This is a genomic window from Eubacterium sp. LMAG:50 (genome assembly GCF_008680265.1).
Lineage (GTDB): Bacteria > Bacillota > Clostridia > Lachnospirales > Lachnospiraceae > Eubacterium_U > Eubacterium_U album.
This window is the reverse complement of sequence record NZ_NALP01000007.1, coordinates 1,233,040-1,249,504: the sequence shown is the minus strand read 5'-3', so window position 1 is coordinate 1,249,504 and position 16,465 is coordinate 1,233,040. Positions and strand designations below refer to the sequence as shown.

Genomic DNA, 16,465 nt, shown 5'->3' with positions numbered 1-16,465 from the left:
TTATGTTCTATTTTAAATATAATGCATACTTTTCCATACTATCGCTCATTATAGCATATTATAAAACTATTTTCCATCGTGTTCTTTCAGATAAACTATGTAATGAGGTTGGTAATTTTGAGTCAAGATATATATACGAAACACATGACGAATATGTTGTTCTTCATTTAGTTTCCCAGAACAACGGGATTACTTTTATTCCTGATAAATTTTATATGTCGAGACCTTACAATAATTTAAAAGCCACCTCATGCAACAATAGTATTCTTTAACGTAGAAAAGGTAAATAATCAAATATCTACTAAAAAAATATACTATCATAAGCATATAGTGGCTTTTAATCTATAACTTGTGGCATTACATAATTTTACTTATTCAAAATCGTAAACCATTCCCCACTGATTTCTAACTGAAGTAAGAGTTTCCATTACATCTCTTACGATCTGAAGATTTTCCTGTCCTGAATTATTATTAATATATTCTTCCATATCCATAACTTCATATTGAAGTGCTTTTTTCGTATCACCTTCGTCTATAACCTCAGTATGTCCGTCAGCAGTATATGTAATTGTTGCTTTTTGAGCTCTTGGATATTCATCTATCTGTATATATCCCTTTTCTCCTGAAATAACACCTCTTTTTGGTTGTTTTGCTCTCATTGTAAGTGCAATAACAGACATTTGCCCATCATTATTTTTTAAAATAATTCCACTTGTTTCATCAACTCCTGTTTCAAAATAATTTGCAGTAGTAAGAACAACATTTGGCTTACTTTCCATAAAATATCTGGCAAATGATACTGCATATACTCCTATATCAAGCAATGCCCCACCTGCTAATGATTTTGAGAAAAATCTGTTATTCACATCATATTCCTTGCAACTTCCAAAATTAACCTGCACCATTTTTACCTTTCCAATTTCACCATCTTCTATCATTTTCTTTATCTTCTTATATAAAGGCATGTGAAGAAGTGTCACGCCATCACATATAACTAAATTATTTTTCTTTGCCACCTTGACGCATTCTTCTAACTGTCTGCTGTTTACCGTAATTGCCTTTTCACAAAATACATGCTTTCCTGCCTTTAATGATTTAAGCATCATTTCATAATGCATATTGTGTGGAGTCGCAATGTATACTATATGAATATTCTTATCTGATAGCATTTCATCTAAATCATTATATGCATGTTCTATTTTATATTCTTTGGCAAAATTTTCAGCCTTCTCAAGCGAGCTTCCACACACTCCATAAACAGTTCCATGTACTGCCCACAAAGCCTCTGCCATTTCACTGCCAATCCATCCTGTACCAACTATTCCCCAGTTTAAATTACTCATGATTATCCTCCTAACTTAATATCCACATTTTTCAAATTGCTTTTGTATAACACCACAATCTTTTAATCTATTACACGAATGCCACTTCCTCCTGCAATTAATGCTTTTGACACTATATTATAAAATAATGATGTTTCTACTATGCCTGTTATGTGCTTTAATTTTTCATCTAATACTTTTACATCCTGCCCTTTTTCAAAGTACGCATTCATAAGATAGTTTCCGTCATCACTTAATAAAGTTCCCATTTTCATTTCTGTTGAACGTTCTTCTACTTTTGCTCCCATTTCTTCTAATTTAGATTTAACATATTCTTTTGCACTTTTTATTACTTCCACTGCAACTGCATGTTCAAATGTTAACTCATCTGAATATTTTTCTTCATCCGCTAATATCACATAATCTTTTGCCATAACAGCTACTATTTTTTCTCTTGTAAAAATTCCGCCATCAGTCTTTAACGCATTAAGATTTTTGTCAATCTCATTGCATCCGTCAAACGCAATATCAATTTGCTTAACAAATTCTAATGGTAATACTTCTATTCCTGCTTTGACACATAAATTCATTGTATCTTCGCTAGGTGTAACTGCTTTAACTTTCTTATTTCCATTTTTTAGTTCTTCAATAAGAAAAGCTATTGTTCTTCCTCCACCAAGTCCTATAACCATTCCATCTTTAATCATTTCATAAGCTGCTTTTGCACATTTTTGTTTCATTTTATAATTCCTCCTGTTAATATGTATTGCCCCCTCCCTTCGGTCGGCGGCTATTCGTCGGAAACATTTATAGAAAATGAACTTCGTTCATTTTGTTTCCTCCTCTTATAATTTTTCATCTGCCATAAGATTTTCACATTTGCTTAATCTTTCATAACTTTTCTGCTGTCCTACTGTTAAAAACAAATATAGAATTTCTATAATTGTTGTTGCTGATACTCTTGAGAAATAAAACTCATTTAAGAATAATTTTTCTCTGGTAGCCGTCTGTATATGATAGTCTACCGTCTTTGCAATAGTCGAATCGGGATTATTTGTAATGCCAATGGTTGTTGCTCCATTTTCCTTTGCGGCCTCAACCATTTTCTGAACCTGCTTCGACTCTCCTGTGTTAGAAATTGCAATTAACACATCTTGTTCTTTTAAAGTCATAGAAAATGATAATTGAGTTTCCCATATGCTTCCTGCCATGGAGCGGATTCCAATTTCATTAAACTTATATGCGCCGTCTAAAGCTACAGGGATCGTATTTCCTACTGCAACAAACTGTACAATTCCCGCATTCTGTATACTTTCAAGAATCTTATCAAATTCTTTTGTATTTATTAACGAAATGGTCTGCTTCATTTCTTCTATTTTATTTGCCAAAATATTTTGTAATGACTGTCCGATATCTTCTCTTGTAATATCATTAGAAACCGGTATGTTGTCATCACCTTCAACAATTTCTCTAGCCAGTGCAATCTTTAAATGGTGAAATCCGTCCACGTCACACTTTTTACAAAATCGTGAAACACTTGCTACACTTGTTCCACTATTCTTAGCTAATTCTGAAATTGTCATATTTACAACTTCTTTATAATTGTTAAGTATGTAATTTCCTATCTTTTTTTCCTGTTCAAAAAACGAGTCATATAATCTGTTTATATTTTCAATTACCGAAATATTTTTTTTCATCTTATTTCCTTCCGCGAAAATCATTTTCATATCTTTATAATACATAATAATTATTTTCACGTCAATGTATTTTATAAAAATTATTTTCTTGATTTCTTTTCTTATGAAAGATTTATTTTCCTACCACGTTTATTAATTTTTGTAAGACTAAAATCCACTTTGCCCACTTTAAAATGGGAATAATTTTTTCACTTCACATTTATTAATTTTTTAATAAATATTTTGACCTAATTAAATTTTTATTTTATGATTTATTTTAGATGTGATGAAAGTATCATAATATGCCTCAGAACTTGTAACCTCTATGCCTTTATCACTATCATTTAAGTATTCAATTATTTTTATTATGAATTGGAGATTATATATGATTATTTGTAAAAATAGAGAACTAAAAGCCAAAACTAAACTTGTTATTTTTGATATGGACGGACTGATTTTTGATACGGAAAAGTTGTTTATGGAAACTCAGGCTCCTATATTAGAAAAATACGGTTATAAACAAAGAAAAGAAAATTATGTAAAAACATTAGGTATTGCCGGAGAGACTCTCAAACGTACTCTTTATGATATTTACGGTTCTGATTATCCTGATGAGATAATCTCTAACGAGACCCGAAAACAGGTGAATTATATAATTGAAAAAAACGGAGTTCAGATTAAGCCCGGAATAAAAGAGCTTTTGCAGGCTCTATTTGCCGCAAATATTCCATGTGTAGTTGCTTCATCCACTAAAACTGAAATTGTATTAAAATATTTAAAACGTGCAGAAATTGATAAATATTTTAGTTTCGTTATTGGTGGTGACAAAGTTAACGAATCTAAACCAAACCCTGAAATTTTTCTTAAAGCATGGAAATCAGTGGATGTTCCCTTAAAAGCTGCTCTTATATTGGAGGATTCTGAAAATGGTTTATTAGCTTCAAAGAATGCAAATATTCCTTCTATTTGCATACCTGACTTAAAATATCCTGAACCTGAGTACGAATCCATTCCTGCATATATTGTAGAAACGGGATTAGATGTTATTGATATTTTGGGAATTTAAATGAGTTTTATTTTTGTAAATTAATTAACTTTTTTTATTTTTGAGTTTTAAATAACTTTACTTGGAGAATTTGACCAACTTTATTGTTAAACTTTAAATAACTTTTATTTCGGAGAATTTAAACAACTTTATAACTCAGATATGAAATTTTTATTCACTTTAATTTAAAACAAAAACCACATCTTTACCTATTTTCTTTTAGTTAACTTTAAAAATAGTATATCTGATGTGGTTTTTATATTTCTAAATCTTATTTATATTTTTTAATCTGTTCACTTAAAAATTCAGGATCTTCAAAATAATCAATCTTCATTGCATGTTTAACTTCGCTTAAAGTCTGTGCTGCTCTTTCCTGTGCAACTTCTGTTCCTTTTTTAAGGATTTCGTATACACCTTCGATGTCTTTTTCGTATTCTTTTCTACGTGCTCTGATTGGAGAAAGCTCTTCCTGGATAACATTGTTAAGGAACTTCTTAACCTTAACATCCCCAAGTCCACCTCTCTGATAATGAGCTTTTAATTCATCAAGGTTTGCATATTCAGGAAGATATTCTGCAAAATGTCCTTCATTTGAAAATGCATCCAAATATGTGAATACTGTATTTCCTTCAATCTTACCCGGATCTTCGATACGGATATGATCAGGGTCTGTAAACATAGACATTACTTTCTTCTTAACTTCCTTCTCATCTTCTGAAAGATAGATACAATTTCCAAGAGACTTACTCATCTTAGCCTTTCCATCAATTCCCGGAAGTCTTAAGCATGCCTTATTGTCAGGAAGGAGAATCTGTGGTTCTACAAGTGTCTCCCCGTATACTGAGTTAAACTTGTGAACAATCTCTCTTGTCTGTTCAAGCATAGGCATCTGGTCCTCTCCTACAGGAACTGTTGTTGCCTTAAATGCTGTAATATCTGAAGCCTGACTGATTGGATATGTGAAAAATCCAGTAGGAATACTTGTTTCGAAATTACGCATCTGAATTTCTGATTTTACAGTAGGATTTCTCTGCAATCTAGATACTGTAACCAAATTCATATAATAAAATGTTAATTCTGTTAATTCTGTAACTGCTGACTGTACAAATATATTAGACTTAGCAGGATCAATTCCTACTGACAAATAATCAAGTGCAACTTCCATGATATTGTCTCTAATCTTTGCCGGATTATCTGCATTATCAGTTAATGCCTGTGCATCTGCAATCATAATAAAAATATCATCAAATTCACCTGAGTTCTGTAACTCTACTCGTCTTTTTAATGAACCTACATAATGTCCTACATGAAGTTTTCCTGTTGGACGGTCACCTGTTAAAATAATTTTTCCCATAACTACTATTTCCTATCTTCTATATCATTTTAATTTTATAAATTACTGTTTTTCCTCAAACACTAACATTTTCACATTATACCACAAATACTCTTTATGGGAAAGTTTCTAAAATATATTTCATACTGTGTTTCAAAAATACCTATTTTTTCTTTCAATATTTATTTTTTTCTTTTCTTTGACAGGCAAAACAACTAGGATTGTTGAAAAAAGAATTAAAAATATTCCCATTCCAAGTTTCCATGTCATTTCCTCTTTAAAAACAATCAATCCAATTATTACTCCTGTCAATGGTTCAAATGTACTCAGCAATGATGCAGTTAACGCACCACATAAAAAAGCACCTTTTTGAAATAATACCAATGCTATAACTGTTGCAAAAAATGCCAAACATATTTCTGCTAAAAATTCCTGCATGCTTCCTATAAATCTGAGTTTTCCAATAAATGCAGAAAATATTCCTGTCTCTATAGCAGCAAAAAAGCATAACCAAAAAGATATTAACATTACAGATTCACCCTTTAATTTAGATTTTTCCAATAATATAACATATAGTGAATATACTATTCCTGAAATTACAGCTAAAGCCATTCCTTTTACTCCAGCCTGCTTTTCCGGAGAATATAACATTATTATTCCCACTACGCACACTATAGCACACAAAACCTGTTTTTTTTCCATATTTGTTTTAAAAACTATAGCCATAATAATCATAACAGAAATAGGATAAGTAAAATGCAATGACGTTGCCAATCCTGAGTCTATGTAATTGTATGAAATATATAATAAAATTGGGGTAACTCCATATAAAATAGATAATCCCAATATTTTAATTAATTTGTCTTTACTTAACAGTATTTTTTTATTATAGAATCCTTTTATGATTATTGCCATAAATATACTCGCCCATAAAAATCTCCAAAATACAACCGAATAAGCATTACTACCACTTTTATACGCCATTTTTGTTAAAAAAGGCATTGTTCCAAAAAGAATTGCCGACGCAATTATATAGAGTTGTCCTTTCCAACTTTTTAACATTTTTTCCCTCTCTAACATAAAATATTAGACTCCGAAGTTTTCTATTTCTCCGGAGTCCATACACACAAAACTACTTACTTATATCTTTTCTTAATTAATTCAACCAAATCCTCCGTTATTTTTTCTGGTTCTCCCTGTCTAAATTTAGTGCTTCTTCCTTCATAGCATGTTTCGTATTCCTCTGACCTAACCATATATCCAACCATTCCATTTGTATATCCCCATATTATACAATATTTGGCTTTACTGGCTGCTTTTATTTGCAATCCGAAACATGAAAACAATTCAGCAGGTATCTGACATATCTCCAAATCTCCCAATCTTATTATCGATGCATCAAATTCATTTTTTACGTGTTTTTCATTATACTGTTGTTTTAAAAAAGTTAAACCACTTATTAATAGCTTTCTCTGATCAAAGTCTTTTTCAATTTTTAACTTTGCCACATCCTCACTTATTTCTTTTTTCAAATTTTCCATAGTGTCATTACTTTTGTCGAATTCGTCTAAATAATGATACTTATCTATTTTGATATCAGAAAATAATACCGGTTTATAGTCTCCTGCCATTCTCAATTGTGCAATTATTGCATCCCCTAATCTTTTAATCTCATCAAATCCAGCTTTTTTTCTATATTGTCTGTTTCCCATATCGCCACTTGCTCCTTGCATCATAAGTGGCGAAACACCCCATTCTTTCTCTATTGTCCTACTTAAATATCCAATAATGTCTGTTGTCAATTCAACACTCATTGGATCATTTACAGTTGCGTGACACGCTATGTTAAAACACCCTGCCACAATATTACCATTTTTATCAACAAACTTAATTTCTAATATATTTTTATCTTCAATACCTCCCTTGCCGTTTCGATTTCCATATAAACCATCGATAACTGTATTTCTAACGTAAGGTGTAACCTGTGTAAATCCTTTATTAAAGCACTCACTAACTGCTTCTTCAAACTTTTTGACTAAAAATTCCCTATATCCCGGAACAACTTTTACTTCATCCATTCCAAATGCATTTTCTTCTAATGTTTCAGGACCTGTATGGGTGTGAATTGTACCTATTATTATATTCTCATATGGTACATTGTACATCTTCTGTACAGATTTTCTCATAGTATCCGCTAATCTAAAATCTATTTCTATTATATCTATTTCTCCCCATACCATTAACTTGTTATTAATTTTGAATACTATTACAGTACACTCAAAACAATCATGAACTTTATTTGTTTTTTCGCTTCTCAAAGGATTTCCACTTACGAAGCATGGTAAGTAAGGTCCTGTGGGTGTGATTTTAACTGTACTTGTTGATACTAAAATCATAATAATTTCCTTTCTTAATTTTATTCATCTTCTTCATTCGCATCCGAACTTATTTCATTCACAAATTGTATTGTTTCTCTTGCTAATTTAACAGAGTTTGATAACTGCTCTTTGTTTATACATTCTTCAGGTAGTAACACAAGTTCCATTGCAAGAGGTGCATTTATACCTGTAATCAAAAATATATTTTCATTAACGTATGGGATAAATTTTTGATTTACACTTCCTGCTAAGACATCTGTCATTACAACGACCTTATCTTCTTTTGAAAATTTATCAAAGACTTTTTTAATTTCCTCTTCAATATTATAATTTTCCGTTACATAAGCCGAAATAGCATATACGTTTTCATTTACGGATGTTAAAAATTCTACTGTTTCCTTTAACCCATCTGCCATTCTATAATGTGATGCAAAAATATATCTAACCATAATTCCTCTCTCAACCTAAAAAATATTATCTTTTTCTAAAGGAAATTTCCCACAAAGAAATATACCTATTTCAATGTGTAGAAATTTCCCATTAGATATGTTATGCCAACAGTCCAGTTGCAGCACCTATACACCCAATAACTAATAAGCCTAAAATTATATATGTCAATTTAACGCCTTTTTTCAGCAATTTATAAACCACTACTGTTAAAGCCAACGGTAACATACAAGGTAATATTGCATCTAAAATATCTGTTTGTATATTCATAGACACATCTCCGTACTTAAACTTTAGCCCTGTTGTCATTGTTACTACACTTGGAATCATTGCTCCTACTACAAACAATCCTAAAATCGAAGCACATTCAGTAAAAGCATTTAACTTATTACCTATTGCTGAAATAAAGCTTGCTCCTAACTTATATCCATAATTCCACCACGATAGTCTCCAAATATAGAACACAACATATAATGTACACCATATAATTAATCCTATAGGGTTACCTTTAGTTCCCATATAACCGGCTATAGAACCAAATATTGTAGGTAATAATATCCATCCTAAAGAATCACCTACTCCAGCTAAAGGTCCCATTAGTCCTACTTTAAGTGACTGAACTGCATCCAAAGCCTCAAGTCCGTCTTTATCTTCCATTGCTAATCCAGCACCTAAAAGCAATCCATGAAAATATGGCATTGTATTATAATACTTAAACTGATTCATCATTGCCTTCTGATAATCATCATCATCAGGATAAATTTTTCTTAGTGCCTTTGCCTCTGCAAATGCTACTGCACCTCCAAGCTGTGTTTCATAATTAAACAGATTTACATTAATCCATGATCTTAATGCACAACGTCTTAAATCTTTTTTAGTCAATACTGGTGTTCTATCACTCATCTTCATCGAACCCTCCTTCCACAGAAACTGTTTCAGTTGTCGAAACAGCCTGTCTCTTGTAATACTCGTATGCTACTGCTGCACCTACAATAGCCACAGGCAATACACTCAAATTCATATATGCAACCAGCACAAAGCCAATTGCTACAAAGCCTATGTATTTCTTCGTAGGCATATATGTAAGTAACATTCCAATACCAATAACAGGTAACATTCCACATGCTATTGTTAATCCCCCTGTAAACCATTTTGGCATTGAATTAACTATAAAATCTGTTACATTTTCACCAAACGCTAAAATAATAAGTGTTGGTAAAGCTGCACTTAAGAAAAATAAAACAGGTCCTAAGTAAAGAATCCTCTCCATTTTTTTAAATTTATTTTCCATACAATATTTCTGTGCTTTTCTCACAACAAATCCATTAAGAATTTTTGCAATTACATCCATTTGCACTCCTAATGCTCCAGCTGCTATACCTACTGCAATTCCCACTGACATATCCTGCCCCGTGTGAATTGTAAGTGCAGTTGCAACTACCGCTGCCATTCCATAATTAGGAACACTTGAGCCACCAATTGCTGCCACACCAAGTGACATCAACTGTATACTTGCGCCAACTATCAAAGCAGTCTTCGGATCACCCATAACAGCACCTACCAGCACTGCATAAAACATATAATTGTCTGTTATAATCTGAGGACCATAGTTGTCTAAATACTGTAATCCTGCTATTACTGCCGCTGCGATTACAAATCCTATTGCCATTGTTTTTTCCTCCTACTTTCTTTATATTAATTTTTCCAACGGTTCAGGTTTATCATTTGGAACATACTGAACTAAAACTCTCGTGCCTTTTTCCATGATTTTTTTAAAGACAGATTCATCCTTTTTTTTCACATAAGCCCTTTTACTTACTTTTATACTTTCTGTATTTTCAGGCACTTCTGTTCCACCTAAAATTAGCGTTCCAATCTCATTTCCGTCCTCAATCAAATCTAAAATTATCTGCGGATCATTACATACAACAAAGACTTTCTGCCCATTGTATTTACCATTTTTAAAATTGGTATATGCAGTTTCTCTATTGATAATTGATAAAGAAACCCCCGACGGTTTTCCTATTCGCATTGCCTCCTTTAGCATTGGCGTATTAGCCGTTTTGTCATCAATTACCATAACTCTGTTTGCACCGGACTTTGGTGTCCACTGAGAAGCTACTATTCCATGTAACAATCTGTTGTCTAATCTTGCTAATGAAATTCCCATAATTTTCTCCTTTCCTGCTTTTAGTTTTTTTATTTTTAAATACATTCGTATCAACGAATTTCTCTATAAATATCCATAAGAAACTTTCCTACACCATCATTATTATTTTCTGTAATAACATACTTTGCACACTTTTTAACCTCATCTAAAGCATTTCCCATTGCCACTGGAATTCCTGCATAATTAAGCATTGATATGTCACTTTCGCTATCTCCAATTGCAACTACGCTTTTCCTATTAATTCCCAACTGTTCACATAACCACCCTAAAGCTATACCCTTACTAGTTTTTTTTGAACATGCTTCAACAGCCAATATGTTAGACTGCATAATTATTATTTTCTTATACTTATTCTTCAACCTCTTAATTTTTTTCACATCGCCAGGGCTGTTAAGTAATGTTCCTATTTTTTCAGGAATAATATTTTTCTCCATTATAATATCTATCAAACTTTCTTCATTCACACCTGATACTTCAAAAAATTCAGCAAACGTATTCAGTAAAAAATTTGTTATATTTTTTGTTGAATAATAAATTTTTTCGTTACTTACAAAATATGTAAATATTTGATATCTTTCCAATTCTTTTATTAAATCAATTGATTCAAATAAATCCATTGAAACTACTCTTAGATTTTTCTGTTTAACGCAATCTTTTATAATTCCACCATTCTCTCCAATAAAATATCTGATTCCAATTGGTTCAAGTTTCTTCTGAACAATATCATCATTTGACATCCTTCCGGATGTTGGCACAATGTATATACCTTTACTTATAATTTTCTCCATAACACGCATACTTTCAGGGGAAATCTTTTTGTTGTCATTTAATAGCGTGCCATCTAAATCTAATGCTATTAATTCTATTTTCTGCATGCAACCTCCTTATAATATGTTTTCACCTTCTTTTTAGTATATTCAAATATTAACACACAATTTCTGCATTTTATAGCATATAAAGCATAATATCATACTTTATTTTTGTGCTTACAGCACAATTTTATTGTGTTATAATGTATAATTATGAATACATTTTCGTGTATTAATCTGGCAAATCCGATTTTCTTCCCTAATGATTTAAAGGCAAAAAAGTCATAAAGTCTTTATCATAAAAAGAAATATATCTGATAATTAGGTTCTTTTATAACAATACCAAACTTAAAGACATATCATAAACTGCTATTTTATGCAGATTATGATATGTCACAAGCGCCTAATAAATACTTAAAAAGGAGATATTATCATGTCACTGACACTTGAATATTTTTATCAAAAAACAAGCACCAAATATAATTTAAAATTATTGACTACTTCTGTGAATCTTAATAAAGAAATAACTTGGGTATACCTTTTAGACGATATAAATAACAGTTCTTTTGTAAGAGGTGGAGAACTAATTATCACAACCGGTCTAACTACTAAATGCACTCAGAAACTAGACCATCTAATAAACGCGGCTTACATCAAAGGTTCCTGTGGTTTACTAATCAATACTGGTATGTATATTAAAGATGTTCCCTCTCGAATAATCGAATTTGGGGAAAAAAATAATTTTCCTATTTTTTCAATGCCATGGGACACTCATATAGCTGATATAATGCAGGAATATTGTAACGAAATTATTTCCGAGCAAAAAGTTGTTTTGCAAAAAAACAGTGTATTTCTAAGAAGTATTTTACGTTCTTCTTTAAAAGAAGATATACAGATTCTTAATCAATTCATAGGCTTTAGAGTTGTTGCCAGTAAAATACCTTTAACCATTCTACATTTTGCACAAATTGAACTTGATAATATTCATTATTATATTTGTTCCACTAATAGCATTATTTCTACCGATTGTAATATAGGCTTAAGTAATCATATTGAATCAATTGATTCAATGTACCAATACTATATGCAAGCCTATAAGGCTTTAAAAGTTTCATTTATAAAAGGACAAAATCTAATGCATTTTTCTGACATTGGACTTTACGACATATCTCTTTCTATTGATGACAAGTATGTTTGTGAATATGCCCATAAACTGCTTTCACCATTAAATGATAGTGAACTCTTAAATACTTTTCGTGTATATCTAGAATGTAATGGAAGCGTTAATTTAGTTGCTAATAAACTTTTTGTTCACAGAAATACAATTAATTATCGCATTCATCAGATAAAGGAGCAGTTATGCTTAGATTTAGACATACCTGAAAACAGATTAAAATATCTTCTTGCACTCTACATATGCGATTGTGATAATATTAACTTTTAATAATTATCTGCATAATTGAAATTTAACCTGAATTATTCGCAGAACAGACAGTATCTGAACTGACAATTGAACCATGAATATGAAAATTAATCCTTGCAGCCACTTTTACGGCATAGTCACGAATAATTCAGTATTAACAGTATTAACAATATTAATGATTAATTAACTATACAAAGGAGCGTGTTTATATATGAATAGAAAAAATATTAATGGAAAAACAGTTTCTTTTTCAAGGACTGAGCAGGTACATGTAATAAAGCCATGTGATTTAAATGGTGGCGGTCGTTTATTTGGTGGAGCATTACTTTCCATGCTTGATGAAATTGCCGGAATTGTTGCAAAGCGCCATTCCGGTTGCAATAATGTAACAACTGCTGCAATCGACCATTTAGACTTTAAAGATGGAGCCTATGTAAATGATTTGCTGGTAATTATCGGTTATGTAACATATACCGGAAACACTTCAATGGAAGTTCGCATAGATACTTATGTTGAAAATAATGAAGGAATGCGTCACCCTATTAACAGAGCTTTCTTTGTAATGGTTGCAATGGGCGCTAATAACAGACCAACAAAAGTTCCACCGCTTATCATTGAAAATGAATTTCAGCAGGCCGAGTGGGACTGTGCCCTTAAACGAAAAGAAAACCGAATCAAGATGAAGAATGATTTTTAATTTCATTCACATATGCAATATATTTTTCTCTTTAAATTTATAATTGCATTCAAATAAAATATATTTCACTTAATTAAATTAATTTATTTTTCACTTGACAATTTTTTATTTTCTGTTCCATCCCATTATTAAAGGCTCTCTTTTCTCAAACACTATATATTGTGTTTTTGTTTTTTAATTTTCGCAATATTTTGTAGACATTCGTTTAGCTTAGTGCTATAATCTAATGTATGCGAAAGAGTTAAACACCTTACTTGATTATCATAGTTTAACACATCGCTTTTTTATTGCCTAAAAACACAATGTATTTAATTGTGTTTAATATAGAACAGCATTATTATCGTATTTTTAATGCTGTATACATGATATATGAAAAGAAAGAAGGAACGAAAAAAATGATAAGTGTTATTAAACGTGACGGTCATAGAGCTACTTATGATCGTAACAAAATTGTATCAGCTATTCAGAAGGCGAACACAGAAGTCGACCAGGAAGAAAGAATTAGTGAGGAACAGATTTATAATATATTAGCTTCTATTGAAAACCGTGGTTTTGATGAGATGGCAGTTGAAGATATTCAGGATATTATTGAGCAGAAGCTTATGGCCGAGAAGAAATTTGTTCTTGCAAAAACATACATCATTTATCGTTATACAAGAGAACTTGTTAGAAAAGCCAATACTACTGATGATTCTATTCTTGCATTAATTGGTAATACTAATAAGGATGTTATGGAAGAGAATTCAAATAAGAATGCTGTAGTTGCATCAACTCAGCGTGACTTAATTGCCGGTGAAGTTTCAAGGGATTTAACAAGAAGAGTTTTACTTCCTGAAAAGATTTCTAAAGCTCACGATGAAGGAATTCTTCATTTCCATGATTCAGACTATTATTTGCAACCTATTTTTAACTGCTGCTTAATCAATATAGGAGATATGCTTGATAACGGAACTGTTATCAACGGAAAATTAATTGAAAGTCCTAAGAGTTTTCAGGTTGCATGTACTGTAATGACTCAGATTATTGCAAGCGTTGCAAGCAGTCAGTACGGTGGACAGTCTGTAGACATTAAGCATTTAGGAAAATATCTCCGTAAAAGCCGTGAAAAATATACAAGAAATTATCTTTCAAAATATGGAGATAAGGTTGACCCTGAGACATTAGAATCATTTGTAAATGACAGACTTTATGATGAATTAAAGTCAGGTGTTCAGACAATCCAGTATCAGATTAATACTTTAATGACAACTAACGGTCAGTCACCATTTGTTACTCTTTTCTTAAACATCGATGAAAATGATGAATATGTAGATGAAGTAGCAATGATTGTTGAAGAGATTTTAAGACAGCGTTATGAGGGAATTAAAAATGAACAGGGTGTTTACGTTACTCCTGCTTTCCCTAAACTTATATATGTTTTAGATGAACATAACTGCTTAAAGGGTGGCAAATACGACTACATTACTAAGATGGCTGTTAAATGTTCTTCTAAGAGAATGTATCCTGACTATATTTCAGCTAAGAAAATGCGTGAAAATTACGAAGGACAGGTATTCTCATGTATGGGTTGCCGTTCTTTCCTTTCTCCTTGGAAAGATGAAAATGGTAATTACAAATGGGAAGGTCGTTTCAATCAGGGTGTTGTAAGTATTAACCTTCCACAGATTGGTATTATTTCAGGACAGGATGAAGAAAAATTCTGGCCACTTCTTGAAGAGAGATTATCTCTTTGCTTTGAAGCACTTATGTGCAGACATCACGCATTAGAAGGTACACTTTCTAACGTCAGCCCAATTCATTGGCAGTATGGTGCTATTGCAAGACTTGGTAAAAATGAACCTATTGATAAATTATTACACGATGGTTATTCAACTATTTCTCTTGGTTACATTGGTTTATATGAAGTAACTAAATTAGTTAAAGGAGTTAGCCATACAGACCCTAAGGGACTTGATTTTGCATTGCGTGTTATGAAACGTTTAAGAGCTGCTTGTGATTCATGGAAAGAAAACACAGGTATTGCATTTGGTTTATACGGAACACCTGCTGAATCATTATGTTATAGATTTGCAAGAATTGATAAAGAAAAATTTGGCGATATCAAGGATGTTACAGATAAGGGTTATTATACTAATTCTTACCATGTTGATGTTCGTGAAAAGATTGATGCTTTCAGCAAATTTACTTTTGAAAGTCAGTTCCAGTCTATTTCTTCAGGTGGTGCTATTTCATATGTTGAAATACCTAACATGCGTAACAACCTTGAAGCTCTTGAAGAATTAGTTAAATTTATATACGATAACATACAGTACGCTGAATTTAACACTAAATCAGATTATTGTCATGTATGCGGATATGACGGAGAAATTATTATCAATGATGATGGCGAATGGGAATGCCCACAGTGTCACAACAAAGATCATTCTAAGATGAATGTAACAAGAAGAACTTGCGGTTATTTAGGTGAGAACTTCTGGAATGTTGGTAAGACAAAAGAAATTAAAGCACGAGTTTTACATTTATAGTAACATATATTTCCTACAGGGCCTTTGCAATTAATTTGGCGAAGGCCCATTTTAATGTATTATTTCAATAAATTTGGAGGTTGCTTATGAATTACGCAGATATTAAGCGTTATGATGTTGCTAACGGTCCCGGAGTAAGAGTTTCCGTGTTTGTTAGTGGCTGTACTCACAGATGTCCCGGTTGTTTTAACGAAGAAGCTTGGGACTTTAACTTTGGAAAACCTTTTACACAGGAAACAATTGATTATATAATAGATTTGCTTAAACCTGATTTCTACAAAGGTATTACGTTTCTTGGTGGTGAACCTTTAGAACACGTAAATCAGCAGGGGCTTCTTCCTCTTGCGAGAAAGATTCGTGAAGTATATCCTGAAAAATCAATTTGGTGTTTTACAGGATATGATTTTGAAAAAGATGTACTCGGTCGAATGATTAATGAATGGCCTGAAACTAAAGAACTTCTTTCTTACATAGATGTTTTAGTTGATGGTGAATTTATCGAAGCTCAAAAAGACTTATCTTTAGTATTTAAAGGTTCAGCTAATCAAAGACATATATTAGTTCAGGAATCAATGAAATCCGGCTCTCTTGTATTATGGGAAAAACCGGAATATATTACTAACTTTTAATATTCATTATG

At 31.8% G+C, this 16,465-nt stretch carries 16 protein-coding genes; 5 read left to right on the top strand and 11 right to left on the bottom strand.

Annotated elements, in window-relative coordinates; all coding sequences use genetic code 11:
- Positions 1–371: 371 nt before the first annotated feature.
- The 3 genes from CCC31_RS10725 to CCC31_RS10715 all read right to left on the bottom strand — a co-directional run bounded on the left by CCC31_RS10725 (position 372) and on the right by CCC31_RS10715 (position 3,019).
- Entirely contained in the window at positions 372–1,343 is a 972-nt protein-coding gene (locus tag CCC31_RS10725; RefSeq protein ID WP_117909893.1) for a Gfo/Idh/MocA family oxidoreductase, read from the bottom strand.
- 62 nt (positions 1,344–1,405) lie between these two features.
- Positions 1,406–2,062, bottom strand: a complete 657-nt coding sequence (rpiA, locus tag CCC31_RS10720; protein ID WP_290851484.1) for a ribose 5-phosphate isomerase A — start codon at positions 2,060–2,062, stop codon at positions 1,406–1,408.
- Positions 2,063–2,167: 105 nt separating this feature from the next.
- On the bottom strand, positions 2,168–3,019 hold the full coding sequence (locus tag CCC31_RS10715) for a MurR/RpiR family transcriptional regulator (RefSeq protein ID WP_290851482.1): 852 nt from the start codon (positions 3,017–3,019) through the stop codon (positions 2,168–2,170).
- Between the two features lie 364 nt (positions 3,020–3,383).
- Between CCC31_RS10715 and CCC31_RS10710 the strand changes: the two genes are divergently transcribed.
- A complete protein-coding gene (locus CCC31_RS10710) occupies positions 3,384–4,064 on the top strand; it encodes an HAD family phosphatase (RefSeq protein WP_290851480.1) in 681 nt (226 codons plus the stop codon).
- Between the two features lie 250 nt (positions 4,065–4,314).
- Here the strand turns inward: CCC31_RS10710 and trpS are convergent, their stop codons facing one another.
- The 8 genes from trpS to CCC31_RS10670 all read right to left on the bottom strand — a co-directional run bounded on the left by trpS (position 4,315) and on the right by CCC31_RS10670 (position 11,246).
- Positions 4,315–5,397 carry a tryptophan--tRNA ligase gene (trpS, locus tag CCC31_RS10705; RefSeq protein ID WP_022089247.1) on the bottom strand — a complete coding sequence of 361 codons (1,083 nt, stop codon included), beginning with the start codon at positions 5,395–5,397 and terminating at the stop codon, positions 4,315–4,317.
- Between the two features lie 132 nt (positions 5,398–5,529).
- Positions 5,530–6,438 (bottom strand): DMT family transporter, encoded by a 909-nt coding sequence (locus tag CCC31_RS10700; protein ID WP_158562659.1) that lies wholly within the window; start codon positions 6,436–6,438, stop codon positions 5,530–5,532.
- A 74-nt stretch (positions 6,439–6,512) separates the two neighbouring features.
- The gene (locus CCC31_RS10695; RefSeq protein WP_117909888.1) at positions 6,513–7,772 is read right to left on the bottom strand and encodes a hypothetical protein; all 1,260 of its coding nucleotides are present in this window, start codon (positions 7,770–7,772) and stop codon (positions 6,513–6,515) included.
- A gap of 20 nt (positions 7,773–7,792) precedes the next feature.
- Positions 7,793–8,203, bottom strand: coding sequence for a PTS fructose transporter subunit IIA (locus CCC31_RS10690; RefSeq protein WP_117909887.1), 411 nt, complete (start codon positions 8,201–8,203; stop codon positions 7,793–7,795).
- Positions 8,204–8,303: 100 nt separating this feature from the next.
- A complete protein-coding gene (locus tag CCC31_RS10685) occupies positions 8,304–9,110 on the bottom strand; it encodes a PTS system mannose/fructose/sorbose family transporter subunit IID (protein ID WP_243003034.1) in 807 nt (268 codons plus the stop codon).
- Positions 9,097–9,870, bottom strand: coding sequence for a PTS sugar transporter subunit IIC (locus CCC31_RS10680; protein ID WP_117909886.1), 774 nt, complete (start codon positions 9,868–9,870; stop codon positions 9,097–9,099). The genes CCC31_RS10685 and CCC31_RS10680 overlap by 14 nt, the downstream gene beginning before the upstream one ends.
- A gap of 21 nt (positions 9,871–9,891) precedes the next feature.
- A complete protein-coding gene (locus CCC31_RS10675) occupies positions 9,892–10,371 on the bottom strand; it encodes a PTS sugar transporter subunit IIB (RefSeq protein ID WP_117909885.1) in 480 nt (159 codons plus the stop codon).
- Positions 10,372–10,421: 50 nt separating this feature from the next.
- Positions 10,422–11,246, bottom strand: coding sequence for a Cof-type HAD-IIB family hydrolase (locus CCC31_RS10670; RefSeq protein ID WP_117909884.1), 825 nt, complete (start codon positions 11,244–11,246; stop codon positions 10,422–10,424).
- Positions 11,247–11,613: 367 nt separating this feature from the next.
- Here CCC31_RS10670 and CCC31_RS10665 point away from each other — a divergent pair, with 367 nt between their 5' ends.
- The 4 genes from CCC31_RS10665 to nrdG all read left to right on the top strand — a co-directional run bounded on the left by CCC31_RS10665 (position 11,614) and on the right by nrdG (position 16,454).
- Positions 11,614–12,624, top strand: a complete 1,011-nt coding sequence (locus CCC31_RS10665; protein WP_117909883.1) for a PucR family transcriptional regulator — start codon at positions 11,614–11,616, stop codon at positions 12,622–12,624.
- 190 nt (positions 12,625–12,814) lie between these two features.
- Positions 12,815–13,300 carry an acyl-CoA thioesterase gene (locus CCC31_RS10660; RefSeq protein WP_022089248.1) on the top strand — a complete coding sequence of 162 codons (486 nt, stop codon included), beginning with the start codon at positions 12,815–12,817 and terminating at the stop codon, positions 13,298–13,300.
- Between the two features lie 398 nt (positions 13,301–13,698).
- Positions 13,699–15,825, top strand: a complete 2,127-nt coding sequence (nrdD, locus tag CCC31_RS10655; RefSeq protein ID WP_117909944.1) for an anaerobic ribonucleoside-triphosphate reductase — start codon at positions 13,699–13,701, stop codon at positions 15,823–15,825.
- Positions 15,826–15,911: 86 nt separating this feature from the next.
- A complete protein-coding gene (gene nrdG / locus CCC31_RS10650; protein ID WP_022089061.1) occupies positions 15,912–16,454 on the top strand; it encodes an anaerobic ribonucleoside-triphosphate reductase activating protein in 543 nt (180 codons plus the stop codon).
- The last annotated feature ends 11 nt before the right edge of the window (positions 16,455–16,465 follow it).

Bases quoted from the DNA above. Each gene is read 5' to 3' on its own strand.
- CCC31_RS10715 (WP_290851482.1), bottom strand. From the start codon at position 3,019: ATGAAAAAAAATATTTCGGTAATTGAAAATATAAACAGATTATATGAC.
- rpiA (WP_290851484.1), bottom strand. From the start codon at position 2,062: ATGAAACAAAAATGTGCAAAAGCAGCTTATGAAATGATTAAAGATGGA.
- CCC31_RS10700 (WP_158562659.1), bottom strand. From the start codon at position 6,438: ATGTTAAAAAGTTGGAAAGGACAACTCTATATAATTGCGTCGGCAATT.
- CCC31_RS10660 (WP_022089248.1), top strand. From the start codon at position 12,815: ATGAATAGAAAAAATATTAATGGAAAAACAGTTTCTTTTTCAAGGACT.
- CCC31_RS10685 (WP_243003034.1), bottom strand. From the start codon at position 9,110: ATGAAGATGAGTGATAGAACACCAGTATTGACTAAAAAAGATTTAAGA.
- CCC31_RS10665 (WP_117909883.1), top strand. From the start codon at position 11,614: ATGTCACTGACACTTGAATATTTTTATCAAAAAACAAGCACCAAATAT.
- CCC31_RS10680 (WP_117909886.1), bottom strand. From the start codon at position 9,870: ATGGCAATAGGATTTGTAATCGCAGCGGCAGTAATAGCAGGATTACAG.
- trpS (WP_022089247.1), bottom strand. From the start codon at position 5,397: ATGGGAAAAATTATTTTAACAGGTGACCGTCCAACAGGAAAACTTCAT.
- CCC31_RS10690 (WP_117909887.1), bottom strand. From the start codon at position 8,203: ATGGTTAGATATATTTTTGCATCACATTATAGAATGGCAGATGGGTTA.
- CCC31_RS10670 (WP_117909884.1), bottom strand. From the start codon at position 11,246: ATGCAGAAAATAGAATTAATAGCATTAGATTTAGATGGCACGCTATTA.
- nrdG (WP_022089061.1), top strand. From the start codon at position 15,912: ATGAATTACGCAGATATTAAGCGTTATGATGTTGCTAACGGTCCCGGA.
- CCC31_RS10695 (WP_117909888.1), bottom strand. From the start codon at position 7,772: ATGATTTTAGTATCAACAAGTACAGTTAAAATCACACCCACAGGACCT.
- CCC31_RS10725 (WP_117909893.1), bottom strand. From the start codon at position 1,343: ATGAGTAATTTAAACTGGGGAATAGTTGGTACAGGATGGATTGGCAGT.
- CCC31_RS10675 (WP_117909885.1), bottom strand. From the start codon at position 10,371: ATGGGAATTTCATTAGCAAGATTAGACAACAGATTGTTACATGGAATA.
- CCC31_RS10710 (WP_290851480.1), top strand. From the start codon at position 3,384: ATGATTATTTGTAAAAATAGAGAACTAAAAGCCAAAACTAAACTTGTT.